The sequence below is a fragment of the Paenibacillus sp. CF384 genome (assembly GCF_900106745.1).
Lineage (GTDB): Bacteria > Bacillota > Bacilli > Paenibacillales > Paenibacillaceae > Paenibacillus_Z.
The window spans coordinates 282,275-300,828 of the sequence record NZ_FNNV01000002.1; the positions used below are offsets into that span (position 1 = coordinate 282,275).

General features: G+C 48.7%; 11 protein-coding genes. 2 read left to right on the forward strand and 9 right to left on the reverse strand.

From position 1 onward, the window contains the following. Positions 1 to 225: 225 nt before the first annotated feature. The 7 genes from BLW29_RS06945 to BLW29_RS06975 form a co-directional block, all read right to left on the reverse strand. On the reverse strand, positions 226 to 1,782 hold the full coding sequence (locus tag BLW29_RS06945) for a stalk domain-containing protein (protein ID WP_143044360.1): 1,557 nt from the start codon (positions 1,780 to 1,782) through the stop codon (positions 226 to 228). A 384-nt stretch (positions 1,783 to 2,166) separates the two neighbouring features. Then, positions 2,167 to 2,646: a peptide-methionine (S)-S-oxide reductase MsrA gene (gene msrA, locus BLW29_RS06950; protein WP_090977640.1), complete on the reverse strand. Its 480-nt coding sequence runs from the start codon at positions 2,644 to 2,646 to the stop codon at positions 2,167 to 2,169. A gap of 27 nt (positions 2,647 to 2,673) precedes the next feature. Then, on the reverse strand, positions 2,674 to 3,867 hold the full coding sequence (locus tag BLW29_RS06955; RefSeq protein ID WP_090977642.1) for an epoxide hydrolase family protein: 1,194 nt from the start codon (positions 3,865 to 3,867) through the stop codon (positions 2,674 to 2,676). Positions 3,868 to 4,122: 255 nt separating this feature from the next. Continuing rightward, entirely contained in the window at positions 4,123 to 5,718 is a 1,596-nt protein-coding gene (locus BLW29_RS06960; RefSeq protein WP_177186511.1) for an ATP-binding protein, read from the reverse strand. A gap of 154 nt (positions 5,719 to 5,872) precedes the next feature. Continuing rightward, complete coding sequence (locus BLW29_RS06965) at positions 5,873 to 7,504, reverse strand: ABC transporter substrate-binding protein (protein WP_090977646.1); 1,632 nt, start codon at positions 7,502 to 7,504, stop codon at positions 5,873 to 5,875. Between the two features lie 62 nt (positions 7,505 to 7,566). Beyond that, complete coding sequence (locus BLW29_RS06970; protein WP_090977648.1) at positions 7,567 to 8,436, reverse strand: carbohydrate ABC transporter permease; 870 nt, start codon at positions 8,434 to 8,436, stop codon at positions 7,567 to 7,569. Between the two features lie 11 nt (positions 8,437 to 8,447). Beyond that, positions 8,448 to 9,407: an ABC transporter permease gene (locus tag BLW29_RS06975; RefSeq protein WP_256208420.1), complete on the reverse strand. Its 960-nt coding sequence runs from the start codon at positions 9,405 to 9,407 to the stop codon at positions 8,448 to 8,450. 252 nt (positions 9,408 to 9,659) lie between these two features. On the opposite strand from BLW29_RS06975, the gene BLW29_RS06980 reads away from it, so the two are divergent. Continuing rightward, the gene (locus tag BLW29_RS06980; protein WP_090977650.1) at positions 9,660 to 11,897 is read left to right on the forward strand and encodes an AraC family transcriptional regulator; all 2,238 of its coding nucleotides are present in this window, start codon (positions 9,660 to 9,662) and stop codon (positions 11,895 to 11,897) included. Between the two features lie 29 nt (positions 11,898 to 11,926). Here the strand turns inward: BLW29_RS06980 and BLW29_RS06985 are convergent, their stop codons facing one another. After that, positions 11,927 to 15,271 (reverse strand): DUF5107 domain-containing protein, encoded by a 3,345-nt coding sequence (locus tag BLW29_RS06985; RefSeq protein ID WP_090977652.1) that lies wholly within the window; start codon positions 15,269 to 15,271, stop codon positions 11,927 to 11,929. A gap of 179 nt (positions 15,272 to 15,450) precedes the next feature. Here BLW29_RS06985 and BLW29_RS06990 point away from each other — a divergent pair, with 179 nt between their 5' ends. Next, positions 15,451 to 16,359: an AraC family transcriptional regulator gene (locus BLW29_RS06990; protein WP_256208434.1), complete on the forward strand. Its 909-nt coding sequence runs from the start codon at positions 15,451 to 15,453 to the stop codon at positions 16,357 to 16,359. Between the two features lie 52 nt (positions 16,360 to 16,411). Here the strand turns inward: BLW29_RS06990 and BLW29_RS06995 are convergent, their stop codons facing one another. Beyond that, a complete protein-coding gene (locus tag BLW29_RS06995) occupies positions 16,412 to 18,526 on the reverse strand; it encodes an alpha-galactosidase (RefSeq protein ID WP_090977656.1) in 2,115 nt (704 codons plus the stop codon). Between the last annotated feature and the right edge of the window lie 28 nt (positions 18,527 to 18,554).

The window sequence follows — 18,554 nt, forward strand, 5'->3', positions numbered from 1 at the left end:
TCGACTTCGTATTCCTCTCATCCAAACATAAAAAAAGGAGACTCATCGCCTCTGTAAGGCGTGGTCTCCGGTTGTCCGGTTGATATTTTATTATTCCGATGAGATTACTCAGTTATTATGTGTTTCATAGTAGCATGCGAACCTTTTTGTCGTCAACTGTTATTTCCTATTTTCTCCAAACGATTCTATTGCATGAAGAATCCCGCCTTCTCAGGCGGGATTCTCTCAGTTATCGGCTGTGAAAGTATGTTCTTCCATCCCCGGACGGTAGACGAATGTGTATTCCTTTTGGGAAACCTTTACGTTCATTCCTGACGCATGACCGAAGTCGCCGATCATCACTTTCCATGTATAGCGCTCCCCTTCGGTCATACCGCCGGCAGCAATGTATCCTTTTCCGGCAAAGACGGCCTGACCGTCCTTCTGACCGTTTGCATTTTGTAGCATGGAGATTGCACTTTGCGGGTTGCCTTTCGCATCGACAACCTTTGCGATCAGTTGAATGCGGTTCAATTTTACATTGCCCAGTTGAAGCAACGATCCGTCATAGGTGATTTTTCGAGCGATCGGAGCGAGCAAGGCACCGATCGTTGGTTTCTCATTCCCCGTTCTCCCTGATAACGGAACGTAAACGTTGAGCCAATAGGAATGTCCTTTTTCAAGCCCTCGGAACGAGAAGCTTCCGTCTTTTTTGGAAATATAAGTTGCAATGTGTTCCTGACCAGGTTCCGTAGTAAGCGATACATTTATTGCGGCTACTGGTTTTTCCGTCTCGTCCGTAATCCGGCCTGTCACTTGAGACTCCGTCAATTTGGACAGAACGAACTGATGTTGAATCTTAACCCCTTCATAGTAGGTAAACGTGTACGGCTCCGGAACAGCATATCTGTCGGACCATGTATCCGGCAGCTGTGCCGTAATCGTATACGTGTGCCCATCCTCCAAAAGATCGGTTACATACAAGCCCCCCGCTTGACCCATGTAGCTGGTCACCAGCCCGTTCTCGGAAATGGCAACTTGCAGTTCGCCAGCCACCATCGGGTTTCCGCCAGGTGAGAGCACCTGTATTGCAGCTTGATGAGACGCTACAGCCAGTCGTGCGCAGTTGCCCGACACGTGAAACCGAAAAGCGCAGGGATGGATGTCGGCATCCTCCGGCCAGCTTCCTTCGACGACATAGTCGCTCCCGGTCACGAGTCCTTCGAATCGGTACTCCCCGTTAGGGCCGGTCTGAACCTCTGCAACCTGTAGAAGCTCGTCGCCTTTAAGCACTAACAGCCGGACCTGTTTTCCGCTTATCGTTTCCCTGCCATCAGCCGTGTACAATTTCCCCTTCGTCGCATGTCCGGCACGGATATCAATCCTCCGATTCGCCGCATGCCAAGTGACATCGTTTCCGGTCTCTTCCCCGACAAAGCGCAGAGGTATGTACGCAGCTCCATCCTTAATTTCAATCGGCACTTGCATGGTATCCCAGTTCCCATTCACCCTATAAGGAAGGCTGCCGACCTTCAATTCAATTTCTGTCCATGCGTTCGATCCGATAACGGTCCCCGTAGTCTTGTCCCATGTGACCTTTAAGTTTAGCGCTTCGAAGATCGCTCTGAACGGCACCATTGTCACGCCGCGAGCGATGTAAGGCTTAGCCGTCATCGCAACTGGTACTCCCTCGACGTAAACCGATATGAACTGCGGCGACTGCGCGGCAGACTGCACATTCGGCGATGCATGAAGCAGCAGTAAGGATAACCCTAACATGCATAGCATAAATCGGTGTATCACCGTATCCCTCCTCTATCAGTAGAACTCTTTCATATTAACACTGATAGATGATATGTTTCGATATGGTAAATGCAGCCATGCTAAAAAGTACGCAATTATCACATCGACCGAAAACAAAAAGCTCTCGACTCTTACGATTAAGAGGCGAGAGCGAGAAATCGAGAAAACCCTGTGAGGCGTTCCAGCTTTAACGGTTGTGACAGTGGCTATTAGGCCTAATTTCACCCTTTTTATTTTCTAACGGTTGCCAGCGAGCTTATTTGATCGTTTCTCACTGGGAATCGACCAAATTGCTGCAAATAAGCTCTGTCACAACCGTTACAATTTCAAAACGGCTTATTTGCATGAAATAGCCACGCTGGCAACCGTTACACTTTCATGCTGTCATCTGCCCAATCTAAAGACTTTATTCACTATACAGGCCATACCATGTCGCTCGTAATAGTCCTGGTGTTCTTCCTCCGCTTTGTAGAACGTAGTCGCAGCCGTAATCTTCGTTGCGTTGCCAATACGTTTGGCAGCGTCCTTACGGGATGCTTCGGCCAGCTCCATTTGTTCCGTGCTTGTGTAGAAAATAGCAGCTTCTGCAGGACTGGCGTTCTTCCAGAACTGCTGAAGCAATTCGTTATACGTAATCACTTTCGGATTATAATGCACCTCGACTGCTTCGAGATGGTCCGTCGCATGAGAAATAACTTGTTGATAGGTCGGATCCTTCATGACTCCACCCGTATACCCCGCATACACAGTCGAGACACCGTCAAGCTTCTGAAAAGCATCTTCCATGTGCCAGAAACAGCCGCCTGCAAATACAGCAGTGTCTAAAGAAACCTCTTGTCCTTTATCCGTCCTCATATCGCTCATTTGAAACCCTCCCCATAATGATTAGCTTTATCGCAATGACTTGAATGCTGTGCGAAGTTCAGCAGTCATCAGCTCCGGCTGCTCCCAAGCTGCAAAGTGCCCGCCTTTAGGCAGTTTGTTATAGTGGATCAGATTCGGGTAAGCCTTCTCTGTCCAGCTCTTCGGTGCTTCATAAAGCTCGTCAGGAAAGACACTAACGGCAACTGGCAGCTTGACGCCTTTGACACCGAAGAAGGAAATGCCGGCTTTGCCGTTCTCCGCGTAGAGACGGGCCGCAGAAACCGCTGTATTCGTCAGCCAGAAGAGCGTGATATTGTCGAGCACATCATCGCGCGTTAAGCCTTCTTGGATCCCGTCAAAAGATCTCGAAATCAAGGCAAGGCTCTTCCAGTCATGGTCGAGCATAAAAGCTGCCAATCCGACAGGTGAATCCGCAAGTCCAGTCAGCGTCTGCGGGCGAGATCCCATTAGGAAGGCATAGTGGAATTTATTCTCGCAAACTTGTTCGATCGTTCTCTTCTCTTCGTCCGTGAGACCGGACGGCAGCGGATTACCGGTCCAGATCGCTGCATCGGCGTCGGCCGGAATAACGCCGGGCATATTACTGTGTAGCGCAATCAAACCTTTAGGCTCCTGAACGCCCATCATGTCAACGACTACCGCACCCCAATCCCCGCCTTGTGCAACATACTTCTCATAACCAAGGCGAGTCATCAGTTCTCCATAAGCTCTTGCGATACGTTTTGGTTCCCAGCCGGTCGTGGTCGGCTTGCCCGAGAAACCATAGCCCGGCATGGATGGGATCACGACATGGAACGCATCCGATTCGCTTCCGCCATGCGCCGTAGGATTAGTAAGCGGTTCGATAAGCTTCATTTGCTCGATGATCGAGCCCGGCCATCCGTGTGCAATGATAATCGGCATCGCATTCTCATGCTTCGAACGAACGTGAATGAAGTGAATGTCCAGGCCGTCGATTTCGGTAAGGAAGTTTGGAACGGCATTCATCTTCGCTTCGATCTTGCGCCAGTCATACTCATTAGCCCAATAGCGTGCAAGTTCTTGCATCGTTGCCAGCTGCGTGCCTTGCGATTGATCCAAGACCGTTTCTTTCTCCGGCCATCTTGCCCCGTTGATGCGATTGCGCAAATCCGTAAGTTCCTCTTCCGAAATATTCACCTGAAACGGGCGAATAGCGTTCATGGCTTGTTGTTGTGTCATTTATATAATCTCCTTTTAGCTGAGTTTTTGTAACCATCTAAATTGTTTTAACAAGTTACTTAACGTACTATATCACGGCCCAACCACATTAGCAAGTAACTACTTAAATTATTTTTGATGGTTACGATAAAGATGATTTCTTTGTTGTTTTTGAAACGCAAAAAACCGCCTTCCCATAGACCGGGAGGCGGCTTTCTTTATTGGACACATACTTTATTGAACAATTTCACAACCTATAATGGATAGATGGCTCGATTATTCGTTTTCAATTGGAGCAGCGGCAGGCAGCATGATCGTGAAGACGGTTCCCGCCGGACTTGTCGCTGTCACTTCCATTCGCCCGCCATGATCTTGGACAATCTTATGCGAAATGGATAAGCCCAGTCCTGTTCCTTGCGCTTTCGTCGTATAGAAAGGTTCAAACAGCTTGGCTTTGGTATCCTCGGACATCCCTTTACCCGTGTCGGACAATTCGATGAATACGCCGTTCTCCATGCCGTAAATCTTAACGCCGATTCTCCCGATGTCGTCCATCGCGTCGATGGCGTTTTTGAACAAATTAACGAGCACCTGCACGATTTTGTCTTTGTCTATCCGCACATATAAGGGATGCTCGGGATAGTCGACGATAAGTTCATGTCCTTCTCTCTCAATTTCGGTGCCCATTATGGAGAGCGCCCTGTCCACGCAGGAGCGGATCGCTTCGGTTTTCATTTGGGAGAGGTTAGGTTTGGAGAATTGTAAAAACTCCGATGTCAGCTCGCTAACCCTCGTGATTTCATCCATGATCATCGGGTGGTATTTATGGATATCCTTATAGTCATGTTGATAGGCCAGCTGCAGAAACCCTTTTATCGTTGTCAGGGGGTTCCGGATTTCGTGCGCCATTCCCGCTGCCAGCTCGCCAATCACTTTAAGCTTATCTGAACGGAAGAAATGTTCGTCGCGTTTCAGCCAAACCTCTTTCTTCTGAAGGAAAAGCTGATTTTCTACATCCTCAATCGTTTCATTCGGCGTGCGCCCATTAGAGAAAGCATAAGCGTAGATGATATCTAAGTGGGAGGATTGCTCGATTATGGTTTCTATAATTGGCATCACATCATCTTCTGTAGCTTGTTGATCGGCAAACTCCATCGCAATAGCGAATTCACTCCCGCCGTAACGGGATACGCTCGAGGAGCCGAAATGGGCGGTTAACTGTCTGGCGATATCCTTCAGTCCATTGTTGGCTTTCTCAAACCCATACTGATTATTGACGACTCTCAAATCCTGACAGTTCAAAATGATTAAGCCATATTCGCCGTTCTCTTTGATCCGATTGAGTTCATGACGAAATTCATGGTAATTCAGCAGCCCCGTAAGAACATCCCTTTTCAGCAGCTCATCGTTCTTTTTCTGAAGGTCGTCTTTTTCCTTTTGTTTGCTCTTGATAATCCAAATCATGGCCACAAGTACTAACGAGCTTGCCATATCAGATAACGTAACTAATATGGAGTAATCATTGAGTTCCGCATACGTGTAGCGCACCACACTGTATAAACCCATCAGCAGCAGTGCATGGTAGTAACTCCGTTTCATATCTTCGCTGCGTGTGAGAAGTCTGATAAGTTCAATTATATAGAGAGTCAAGCACCAATTCAGCTCACTCAACCAATGAAACACGATTAAACATGCAATCTGCAAGTAGATTTGCTTGGTAGAATTCCGCATGAGGTTAATGGATAGAAACACCGCAATACCCGCAGCGATCATGAAGAGCGGATGATCCGTTCGTTCTAAATAGATGGATGAAAACGAAATAATCCCTAGCAGGACAGGGAGCAATATTTTAAACAGAATACTGTTTGCCATATCCATGTCACCCTTACGCTATTGTTAATATTTCCCTATCCCCTATTCATTCGATAACCACGATGAAATACCCTTTCGCAGAAAAGTGAAATTCACGTGAATAAAGTGATAAGGCTCTCTCCGTCTCGGGAGAGAGCCTTAATTGGGCTAATCGTTACTGGACTGCTTTCCACGCATCCAGCTGTTTTTGTTTCTCGGCAACGATTTTATCCGCGCCAGCTTTCTTGAGCTTGTCGATGAACGTAGGCAAGTACTTATCCGGATCAACAGAACCTGTCGAAAGCGCATAGTACAGCTCGTCGATGACCGCATCGCAATTCGCTTTCTCCGTCTTGACAGGGGTAAAATCAAATACGAAGCCAAGCGCATTCGACGGTGTTGCGTTACGGTTCAAGTCAGCCCACAGTTGGGTGCCGACTCCATTCACTTCCGCACCTTTCGAATCACCTTCGAAGAAGAACGATTGCGTCATATTGCCGAACTCCCAAGGAGACAACAGCTGATAGCCGCCTTCTTTGATCGTTTCAATACGGTTATCGGAAATTTTCTTATAATGCTTGCCTTCTACCCCCCAACTAATTAAATTGTAGATTTGAGGATCTGTATTCAGTAGGTTGATGAACATCATCGCACGCTCTTTGTTTGGTGAGTTTGCTGAAATAGCTGTAATGGTAGCTGCAGCTTTATCGGTCGTCAACAATGGTTTTACGAATTGATAGTCATAGGATGGAACATCCGGATTGTAGTTGCTCATGCGTCCGCTTGGAGCCAGCCCGGCAGCTTCAAGCGTAGGTGTATCCAGATCGATTTGTCCCAATTCGATTGCATTTTTACCTGCTTTTTGATCCGCTTGATTATCCTTCAGCGTGGCTGCATCTTTACGCAGATACCCTTTCGTATACCAATCTCTCATCATGTAGACAAAAGTCTTAAATTCAGGCGATTCAAATTGGTTGATGACCTTCAAGCTGCTGTCGTTCAGATAGATGGAGCCCGGTGTCTTCGCGTCGCCAAGCGCTTCCATATTAAACATCGGAGTAGCGAGCAAGAAGGCATCCTTCTGCTTGCTGTAGCCGTAAGGAACAAGGGTCTTCTCCCCGGCCTTGATTTTTTCCAAGAATGGCGTCAGATCGGATAAGCTCTTTACGGATTTCCAATCTAAGCTGTACTTGTCGGCAATTGCTTTCTGAATCAAGTAGCCGTAACCAGCTGTTGCCTGCTGGAAGTTCGGAACGCCGTACGTTTGACCTTTAACTTTCACCGTGTTCCAGAACATATCCGGGACACCGGCTTTCGTGTCAGGCGCATACTTGGCAATTAAGTCATCCAGAGGAGCAAATACACCATTGGAAACTCCTTGGTAGAAGTTGTTCGTCCATGTGGATGTAAAGGCCAGATCATAAGGTTCGCCGGATGCATTTACGAGTTTCATTTTCTCATCGTATGCGCCCCAGTCCACCAATTTCAAATGAATGGTAGCATTAATCTTAGGCTGTACGAGTTTATTGAGTTCCGCTTCAACCGTTGTCAGATCTTGCTGCGGTGTATTTACGAAATAATAGGTGAGGTCTACCGGTTCAAGCTTGGCTGGTTCTTCTGAGGGTGCCGCAGCGTCCGTATTGGAGTCTGATGAATTAGTTGCTGCTGTGTTTGCTGCTTCATTCGCGGCGTTTGCCTCGTTAGCTGCAGCGGCATTGTTGTCCTTTGCACCGCCGCATGCGGCCAGAGTGAGCGTCATGAGGCAAAGTGCTGTAGCCAAGCTAATCTTTCTCTTTGTACTGTTCATGAATCAGACCTCCATTTATGGTTATTTCTATCGTTAAAACAGGCGAAAGCCTGGTGTAACCGTTACGATTTTACAGCGCCTAAAGTGAGTCCTTTGACAAAATACTTCTGCAAATACGGATACGCGACTACGATCGGCCCTACGGCCAGCACACATGTAGCCATCCTCGCGGTTTCGTCGGGCAGATTCGCCGCAATATCCTCTACCAGCGAATTCCCCTGAAGGTATGCGATGTTATTCATGATTGATTGCAGGAGGAACTGCAGCGTGTACAGCTTACTGTCTTCTACCAGCATCGCAGCCGTAAACCAATCATTCCAGTAGAATACGGCCACGAACAATCCGATTGTCGCGAGCACCGGCGTCGATAACGGCACAACCAGTTTTACAAAGGTATTAAACTCGCCTGAACCATCGATTCGCGCCGACTCCACAATCTCCTCCGGAATGCCCTTGAAGAAATTCCGCATGATCAGCACATTCACCGAGGAGACCAAGTAAGGGAAAATCAGTCCAAGAAATGTATCTTTGAGATGGAGATACTTCGTGAGCAAGATGTACCATGGTACTAAACCACCGCTGAACAACAGACAGAACACCACGAGAAACGAGACGATATTGCGATATTTGACTTCATTTCGCGAGAGCGAATAAGCAAACATCGAGGAGATGATGAGATGCAACAGCGTACCGCAGATCGTGACCATAATTGTAACGAAATAGGCATGCAGAATCGGTGTGTTGCCCAGAAGAATGAACTCATAGGCTTTGAAACTGAACTTCTCGGGAATCAGACTGTACCCGCCTTGAAAGATGGACTGTTCCTCCGATAACGAAATCGATAGGACCACAATCAACGGAATCAAGCAGATTGCCGAATACACCATGAAGCTTACATTGATGACGAGCTTGGATACAGATAACGACTTCACCTAATTTCCCCCTAGAATAATGCGCTGTCGCGATCATAGAGTCTGATGATAGCATTGGATACCAGGACAAGCACGAAGCCTACGCACGACTGGTACAGTCCCGCTGCCGACGACATGCCAAAGTCGCCCATTTGCTTTAACGATCTGTAAATATAGGTATCAATGACATCGGTGGTACTATATAACACGCCGGACTCCATGGGAAGGTTGTAGAATAATCCCCAATCTCCAAACGCGCCATAGAAGATTTTACCTGCTTGCAGCAGTACCAACGTCAACGTGATCGGCATGAGCATAGGAATCGTAATCCTCAGCGCTTGTTGAAATTTCGTAGCTCCGTCAAGCTCGGCTGCTTCGTAATACTCGGAGGAAATGCCGGCAATTCCAGCCGCGTAGATGACCGCAAAATAGCCCACGTTCTTCCATATATAGGCGGCCGGCAAAATAAATCTCCAGTACTCCGACTCCATGTACCATTGAATCGGCTCCATGCCAATTAAAGTAAGGACTTGATTCAGAATGCCTTTATCCATACTCAGGAAAGAGAAGAGTAAATACTCCGCAACAACCCAAGACAACAGATAGGGAAGAAGCAGGATACTCTTGTACGCACCGGCCAAGAAGCGATTGCCGATACTGTTAATCAGAATCGCCATTACAAGCGCAAGGCCAATGCCGGTTACGAGAAAAATCAAATTATAAGAGATCGTATTCAAGGTAACTTTCAGAACGCTGTCGGATTGAAATAAGAACTTGAAGTTGGTAAAGCCGATCCAGTCGCTGCCGCCAATTCCTTTGAACGGATTGAACTGTTGAAATGCGATAACAACGCCAATCATGGGCAAGTAGTACATAACGATGATGAAGAGCAAGCCCGGAAGCATCATCATATAGAAGGTTTTGTTTCTCAGAAGCTCGTTTATAATAGGGATCGATCTCGGGAGCGAGCGACTTAACTTGCTGTCTTGCATGGGTATCCTCCTTCACGTGCTGCAGCATCGGTTTTGGTAAGCTCAGCATACGACCGATCAAGCGAAAGCGGATACAACAAAATTCGAATAATCACTGATATCAGGGCAAAATCCTTCTCTAAAAATTGATTTTTCTCTGAAAAACGGAACTGATATTGTCAAAACGGCCTCCGTTTGGCACAATCAAGTTGAAACTTTTAAATGGTAGTTAGACTTTTAAATAAACAATATATTCGATAAGGGTGGTTCTCTTTGTACAAAAAACTTCTGCTAACCTTTGTCGTATGTATGACCGCATTAATCCTAATTCTCTCTTCCGTGCTTTTCTACAGTTATAAGAGCTCGTCCATTTCCTTAATTAAAGACATGAACGTAAATGTCTTATCCAAAATCAGCTACAGCTCGGTATATATGGATAACATGGCAAGGAAATTCTGCCAATCGCTCTCGCTCAATAATTACATCATTGCATTCGCCAATAGCAATGAGCTCGATATCATAACGACCGGCAATGCCATCCGAACGCTTGATTCACTGACGCTGCCGAACACCTACATCCATTCCGCCTATATTTATAATAAGAAGATCGATACGTTCATCTCTTCGCCTCCCAGCACATTCTTTAGCAGCTCCGATTTCCCGGACAAAGAAATCAAGCAGCTGCTCGAAGATGCACAGAAACGAAAAAACTTTACACCGATCCTATATCCAATTCCGCGTAAAATCGATAATTATAACGTCTACACCTATATCCTGTTTGACACCAGCGACTACAATGGTAATTCCACGAACGCCATCGTGCTGAATGTCGATGCCGATTGGCTGCGACTAACCATTTCATCACTCGATCAGAAGAAGAACAGCTCCGGCAGCAGCGGAGACATTCTGATCTTGGACGAGAATGGAACCATCGTAAGTCATCCGACCAAGAGTATGTTCATGAATAATGTGTCCGGGGAGCCCTACGCGAGTAAAGTGCTTACCACAGCAGACGGGTCAGGCACCTTCTTCAATGTCCTAAACGGCAAGAAATATGTAGTTTCCTATGTATCCTCCGACATTCTCAAATGGAAGTTTGTCAGTCTGACGCCCTACAGCTCCGTCTTCTCCAGTGTGCAGTGGAATGGCTGGCTAACGCTGCTGTTCTGTGTGATTGTGCTCGTTCTCGGACTTTTCATTGCGGTCATCGCGTCCAAGAAGCTCTACCATCCGTTTGCTGTACTTATGGATAAGACTACACTGCTCGAACGTCAGAAGAGAGACAGCGCGGCTGTATTGAAGAATGAATTTATGAAGCAAATGCTATCAGCCTCAGCGATGCTTCCCATTGAGAAAGTAATGGCGAAAGAACAAGAACATCATTTCGATATCTCGTTTACGCATTCATTATTTCTGTTTATTCTAAAAATCGATGACTATCATGAGTTTGTCAATAAACATAATGAGAAAGATCGCGTTTTGCTCAAATACTCTATTGAAAATATTACCAAAGAAATCGTGTCTGCCCATTACAAATGCGAAATCATTAATCATGATTCTGATCATTTTACCGTTCTCGTTGATATGCAGCATTTGGAGGTTAATCAGGAGCAGTTAAATGACGATATATTCCGCGCGCTCGTCACGGACATTCAATTGAATATTCAGCGCTTCTTGCCTTTCACGGTATCCGTCACACTCGGTTACGTAATTGAATCTTACGAGCAGCTCAAACTAATTTATGAAGAAACATTGAACCTCTCGATGTACCGATTAAAAGTCGGACACCAAAGTATCATTACGCCGGAAATACTGAAGCAAATCGACGATGGGGCTAATTTATTCCCATCATCCAAAGAGAAGCAGCTCCTCGATGCGCTCCGGCTAGGTAACGGGGAGAGTGCCAAGGAAACTTATAGAGAGCTGATGCGAGCCATTGAGCATTCGTCCTACGATAACATCATTCGATCCATCCTGTACTTGTCTTTCTCCATCTACAATTCACTTAACAGGGTCGAAGACGGTACGAGTTCACGTATAAACAGCTTTACACTGGAGTTTCTCAACAAGATCCCGACATTCGAAACGCTTCAACTGATTGAGCAGAGATTCAGCGCTCTGATCGATGAGATCGTTCAGTTAAAGGATGGCAACAAGGATAAGAAAAAGAATGAAATCGTCGAGTCTGCTGTTGAACTTATACAATCCAACTATTCGGACAAGAATCTATCGCTAGGCAGCTGCGCAGAACATCTGTCCATCTCCTCTGTCTACCTTGGCAAACTGTTCAAAAGCGCCACCGGAAACTCCGTAGCCGAATACATTACAATGATTCGTATGGAGAAGATCGGGGGCTATCTTGAAACGACCAACCTGCCGATCAATGATATTTTGGAGCGATGCGGCATCGAGAAATCGAACTACTTCTATACCACGTTCAAGAAATACTTCGGCGTGTCCTTAACGGAATACCGACTGAAGAATGTAAATAAGCCTCCATCCTCTATATAAGAGGATGGAGGCTTCTATCTCGGACAAGATTATGATGACTTATTTAGATAGGTGGCATTTAAGGAATGATGGTATGCGCCGAGATGATTGACGTCAAGTCGCAGAACGGCAGCAAGCTCTTCGGCTGCTTCCCCGCCCTGTCCGAGTCCCAACAAGCCCAGCCCTCTCATATACCGGCAGTGAATTTCGTTCCTGAAGTTCAAATCGTCCTCGAAGACGAGGAAATCCGGCAGCGAAATCGCGAAATAATCGATTTTGACTTCGGCGAACACATGCTTCTCCGCGTAGTCGATCAGCTTGTAGAAGCGTCTTTTGGCCTCTTTGACATCACCGAGCTTTAACCACGCCAAGCCTTGATAATAAATCATATCCGGCGGCTGATCGTTATAAAACATCGCACTGGCCGGTTCCTCGAGTCCAACCGATGCGGCGCGGAATGCAGTTTCGGCCTCTTCCGCTTGACCTAACGCCGCATAAGCACAGCCGAGATAATAGTAAACGTTGTTTTCTTGCGCTCCCGTGAGCTTACCTTCGCCGAGATTGTCCGGATAGACGAGTGCCTTCTTCAGCCAATCGATCGCTTCGTCATATTTGTCTTCGGACAAGCATACCTTTGCCAATTCTACGTGAGAGAGAACGTATTGGCCTGTCGCTTTACCTTCCCCGCCTTCCCACGGATGGAACTGCCGCGCTGCAAGAAGTTCATAGGCAAGCTGATGGCGGCCAAGTCGATTATGGAGTGTGACATACTCCAAATAGAGATCGTCTCTGCGCTCTACGAGATGTACGTGTGCGGACAATCGAGCGAGTCGGTCTTCAGGTGAGACACCTAATTTCTTAACCAATTGATCCAGCTCGTAGAAGACCCTTGCATCGTCTTGATTGTAAGCGAAAGCTCGTTCCAATGCTTGGCGAGCCTCATCACGGTCGCCGCGTTTGTTGTAGTATGCCAAGGCCAAATTGCGGCTCACAGTCGGAAAGGTCGAATCCATGGACAGCGACTTCTCCCAATGCATGATCGCTTTGTCTGCGAGTTTCTTGTCATAATATAGGTTGCCCATGTAATAGTGCGCTTTGGCATCTTTCGGCATCCTGCTCGTTGCATATGTTAACACCGTTAAATCGAATAACGTATTCGGGAAACAATAGTCCGAGGACGCCTCTCCTCCGGATTGCAAATACTGGAGTGACAGCTCTGTTTGACCCGTCTTGCCATACAAATAGCCAAGCGTGTAATGAATCATCGGATACGTATTGTCCGATTGGTTGTCTGCTATCATATTCAATACTTCAATCGCCTCGGCGTAAAGCCCGGCGTCGGCATAGTCAGAAGCTAATGACAAGTGGTTATGTGCGTCCGCTCTCAACAAGAATAGGAATTCCTCATACACCGATTCCGCTTTCTCGATATCCCCTGCCGTCTCCAAGGCCAACCGCAGTTCGTTATACGCGCCGAAGTCAGCAATATCCAGTCGGATGGTTTCGTTGCCGAACGTAATCGCTTCCTCCGTGCGACCGAGCTTGCGCAGCAGCGCCGCCTTCACATTTCTTGCTTTGTAATTACGCGAGTTACGGACGAGCGAACGTTCGACCAGCTCCAATGCTTCGGACAACCTCCCTTGCTCGGTGGCGATTTGTGCTAAGGAGAAGTAGCCGCTGTCTTGCCATGCTGCCGACCATACGGATTTGTAGAAGGCCGCGAACGCTTCTTCCTGCCTACCTTGCAGCTTTAAAGAAACGCCCAATTGATAGTAAGCTTCGCCGTCGTAAGGATTAGGATTGCGCCAAGTCAAGCTCTTAATCGCAGCGCGGAAGTGAAGCTCGCTCTCTTCCAATAGCCCTTTGCGAAGCAGCAGCGTTCCGTAAGCGACATTGATACGGATATCGCTGGGATCCCGCTTCAGTCCTTCGAGGTAATAGGCTTCCGGCTCGAAGGTCGCATGCCGGTACTGCTCTAGGTGAAGCCCCGCCAAATACAGCTGCTCGTTTGTCTTCAGTTCCTCTGGCTCGGGAAGAGGTTTCGCCGCCTCGGGCATTTCTTCGATTTGCGGTTTCTTAGGCGTGTAGCTCACGAGCGATGAACCGGACACATCTCTTAATGACAACGTTAGCTCGTGCGCCTTAACGCCTGCATCAAGCTGAACTTCAGCTCGAAAGCCCTGCAGCGGAGTGAGCGTCAAGACTTCGCAGTAATACGACTGGCCATTGCCCGATAGCACCAAAGTCGAGCCTTCCACTCGGGATGTCGTGTAGACTTGAATGGCAGCCAGAGCAAGATTCTCGTCGACTTCCAAGTTTATCGCGGCTTCGGTCGTCGCGTTCTTGACGACTCCGATATCTTTGTACGGCATGAAGTATTGCTTAAAGGACTTCTCTTCGTAAGGCTGCAGCCATGTAAAATCAGGCTGGTTGTCCGTGTACACGCCTGTCATCAGCTCGATGTACGGTCCGTCTTCATCGGTCAAATTCCGGTCCCACGCTTGCCCGAATTCCCCGTTCCCCCACGTCCATTGTTTCTTGCCCGGCGAAATATGATGATTCGCGACATGCAGCAAGCCCGCTTGCCGTGCATGATCGTAACCTCCAACGAAGTTGTAATCGGATTTGTAGGCCATGTAAGAGGTTGGAACGGGAATGTTCTTGTACCTGGAGATGTCGACGCCTTCGGAATAGTCCATTTTGTAATATGTGCCTGTAGCGATCGGAAATTTGGACACGTCGCGTTTGCCATGGTCGAATACGGCGTTCACGTCCGGCGGAAACACCGATTGCGTATGATCATTGACCGCTACCGCGGGGTTTGCCCACCACAGGAAGGTTTGCGGCTCCGGCGTCCGGTTGTAGAGCTGTGCTGCTATTTCCAGATACGCTTTGTCCGGATATAGCGTGAAACCGGCCGTAACTTTCGTCCCGTGCATGCGGTCGATTTCGCTCACCCATACGGTGGCGCTGCCGTCTTCATTTTCCTCCAGCAGGTATTCTACCGGGCCGTACGTGTTCGGACGGTGATGCTGCGGCCAGTTAAACTCGATGCCTCCCGAAATCCACGGTCCCGCCAATCCGACGAGCGCAGGCTTGATCACCTGGTTATAGTAAACGAAATCGTAATTGTTCGTACGATCGACCGCGCGATAGATCCGGCCGCCGAGCTCGGGCATGATTTCGATGCGCAAATAATCGTTTTCTAGGATGACGATGCGATAGGGATGCGGCTTTTTCTCGTCCTCTATTTTATCGATGACCGGATGGGGATACACTTTGCCGGAACTGCCCTGATATACGCGCTTTTCCAGAAACATTGGATTTTTGTCGGGTTTCCCTATATCGTACGTAGGAATTTCGACGACCTCTTCCCAGACGCGGGAACGTCCCATTTGGTGAGTCAATTGCAGTCACTCCCTTGTAAAGTATGATTTCTTATCCCTACTTTAACGAACGGCGTCTATAAGAACAATTGAGCATCAACTGATAATGATGGACTATATTCTGATTTACTGATATTGCATCCCAACACAACTCTCTATACAATAGCAGTAATATTGCACCTTTGAGAGTGAAGGGATTTGATCTTATAAACGCTACGAAGAAAATGGAAGGATTTCGAGAACAGCGTCTCTTCGTCCTTCCTGAGTACATGCAGCGCGAGCTTGCCGGAACCGAGCTGACCCGGCAGCTGTACGTTAGCGATATCGGTTTCTTCCCGCATGCCAAGCACCACTACAGGGAGCGGCCGGAAGGCACGGACGCCTATATCTTCATCTATTGCATCGACGGCCAAGGGAACGTGCAACTAAATGGCGGAGAACCTCTCGATATCGGGCCAGGAAGCCTTATCGTGATTCCGGCGGGCATGCCTCACCGCTATTGGGCTTCCGAACAAGAACCATGGAGTATTTATTGGTTCCACCTGAAGGGAGAGCACGCTCAGGAGTTGACCCGCCTGTATGGATTGGAGTGCAAGGCTGTCCCGCTTCCTCGCTCCATTGTTTCCGAATTCGTCTCCAACATCGAACAATCGCTTGCGATCATCTCGGACAGACCCTATTCGATTCACTCCCATGTATACGTCTCGCAGACCATGCGCTGGGTGTTGAGTGTCATCGGCCAAGAGCTTATGAACGTAAGCCAGGACCATAAACGGGACCAGTATCTTGAGAAAGCCATGCGGTATATGAACGAACACGTGGGGACTGCCGTTCGGCTGCCTGAGCTTGCCAGATACGCCGGCATTTCGACGCAGCATTTGATCCACCTCTTCAATAAGGAAACCGGCTTCTCCCCCATCGATTATTTCCTTCGCATGAAGATGCAGCATGCCGCGAGCATGCTCGATTTAACGGACTTAACCGTGCGTGAGATCGCCGTCTCCGTCGGACTTGCCGACCCCTATTATTTCTCCCGCCTATTCAAGAAGCTCATGGGCTACTCGCCTACCGAATATCGCAAAATCCCGAAAGGCTAACTTATAAAAAAAAGCAGGCTGCGTGGTACGCAGCCTACTTAGATGTTTATGATTATCTCTCAACTCGAGCGATGCGGATCATTCGACTCTGACCATCACCGGAGAACCCTAACGCCACGCCAACTTGCATGAGCGTGCTTCCGTGCTGAGTAACCGCTCGTCCGTCTCCGGCATCAACCTCATACAAGGCATCCGGATCAAGCCCCTGCAGAGTAAGCCGGCGTTCCCAAGCGCCGAAATGCTGCGCGTTCTGGAAAGCAAACACGACGGACTCTTGCCCGTCTCTGGCTACATACTGGCATGCCGCAACGTTCGAATGCCGCAATGACGATAAGCGGTACAAGTCGCCATGCATCGTAATCAATCGGATTCGTTTATATTGCTCCACGTAGTCCTTCGCTTCGGCCAGCTCATCCTCCGACCAGCGGTCGATGTTCGCACCAATACCGAGACCGCCCATCATGGCGCTATGAAACCGGAAGGAAAGCGGCAGCCTTCTTCCATTCATGCCGTGAGGCGACTCCGTGACCCAGCACATCATGACAGACGGGTCATAGGCGTAAGTGAAGCCTTCCTGAATATGAAGCCGATCGAGCGCGTCCGTATTATCGCTGATCCAAGCTTGGTCCGCGAAACGCAGAATTCCGAGGTCGATTCGGGCTCCGCCGCCCGCGCAAGTCTCAAACTCGACGTTCGGGAACCGCCTGCGAAGCTCGCCCCAGATTTCATACAGGTTGTTCACGTGTCGAATCCAGTCCGAATGCTCCCTTTGCTGCCGCTCATCTGCTATTCCCGGCTCGGTTACCGTTCGGTTCATATCCCACTTAATGAAGGAAATGTCATACGAGCTCAGCAGATTCGTCATGAAATCGAGAACAAACTGCTTCACTTCCGGAAGCCCGAGGTTCAGCAGCAATTGATTCCGCAGCTGAGAACCGGCACGCGTAGGGAACTGATAAACCCATTCCGGATGCGCACGGTACAAATCACTGTCCGGATTCACCGATTCGGGCTCTACCCAGATTCCGAAATCCATGCCTAGCGATTTGACCTCGTCGATCAGCTCGTTCAAGCCCTTCGGGAACTTCTGGGGATTGACCTGCCAATCCCCAAGGCCTGCTCGGTCACTGTTGCGCGCGCCAAACCAGCCATCGTCGACGACGAACCGCTCGACGCCGATTCGCGCCGCTTTGTGCGCGAGTACCTTCTGGTCCTGCACGTTCACCGCGAATTCCGTCGCTTCCCAGGAATTGTAGAGCACCTTGCGTTCGCGAGAGCCCGGTAGAATCGCTGCTTTCTGATAGCGGTGAAGCTGGCGGCTCATCCCGCCAAAGCCATTCTCGCAGAATCCCCCCGTGAAGACGGGCGACGTATAAGATTCGCCCGGTGCGATCGCGAAGCTTCCATCGAAATCGTTAATGCCTCCGCTCACTCTCAGATGCCCGAACGTCGTCTTCTCGGCTGCGATCTTCCAATTGCCGCTCCAGCCAAGCGCGCCGAACCACACATGACCGCTCGTTTCGCTGGCGGTCCCGTCATCAATCGCAAACCATGGATTGGCGTGCGGACCTGTAAAGCCTCTTCTTGATTCCAGCACTTTCTTGCCTTCTGAGAGCACATCTGACCTTAATTGATACTCGCCTGCCCACCGCCCCGTGACATGTGTCAAACGGTATGCGGGCAGGGAAAGCACCGACCAGATGGCTGACATCGCTTGCTCGATGCGAACAGCTGAAGGCTCGCCGTTGGTTATCGTTACATACCGCTCGATCAGGTCGAATTCGGGAAACACGCGGTAATGCAGATTCACCTTCAGTGCGTAATACTCATCAGCAAGACGGATGACAAGCTCCTCGGGCTTATCCATCAAGTAGCCGTCATATCGCAGCAACAGATCGCGCACACCGTCGCCGAACGTCACCTTCAATGCTGGCTCCGCATATAAGAGGCCGCCCCAGCCCCCGTACTCTTCCGTTTCGCGGTCTACGGCCGCATCGAAGGAGCTGTGATGTTTCGCTCGAAGCAAGTCAGCGCAATCCCCGGCATGAACCGGGGACCCCCAATAGAGATGCTGCACAGTTCCGCTATCATTAATGCCGAACAGATAGGACGACCGTGCAGTGCGGATCGCGAAAATATGAGATTCTTCTAAATAGCTGATCGGCACATCCAGCACTCCTCTTCGCTGTTAAGTT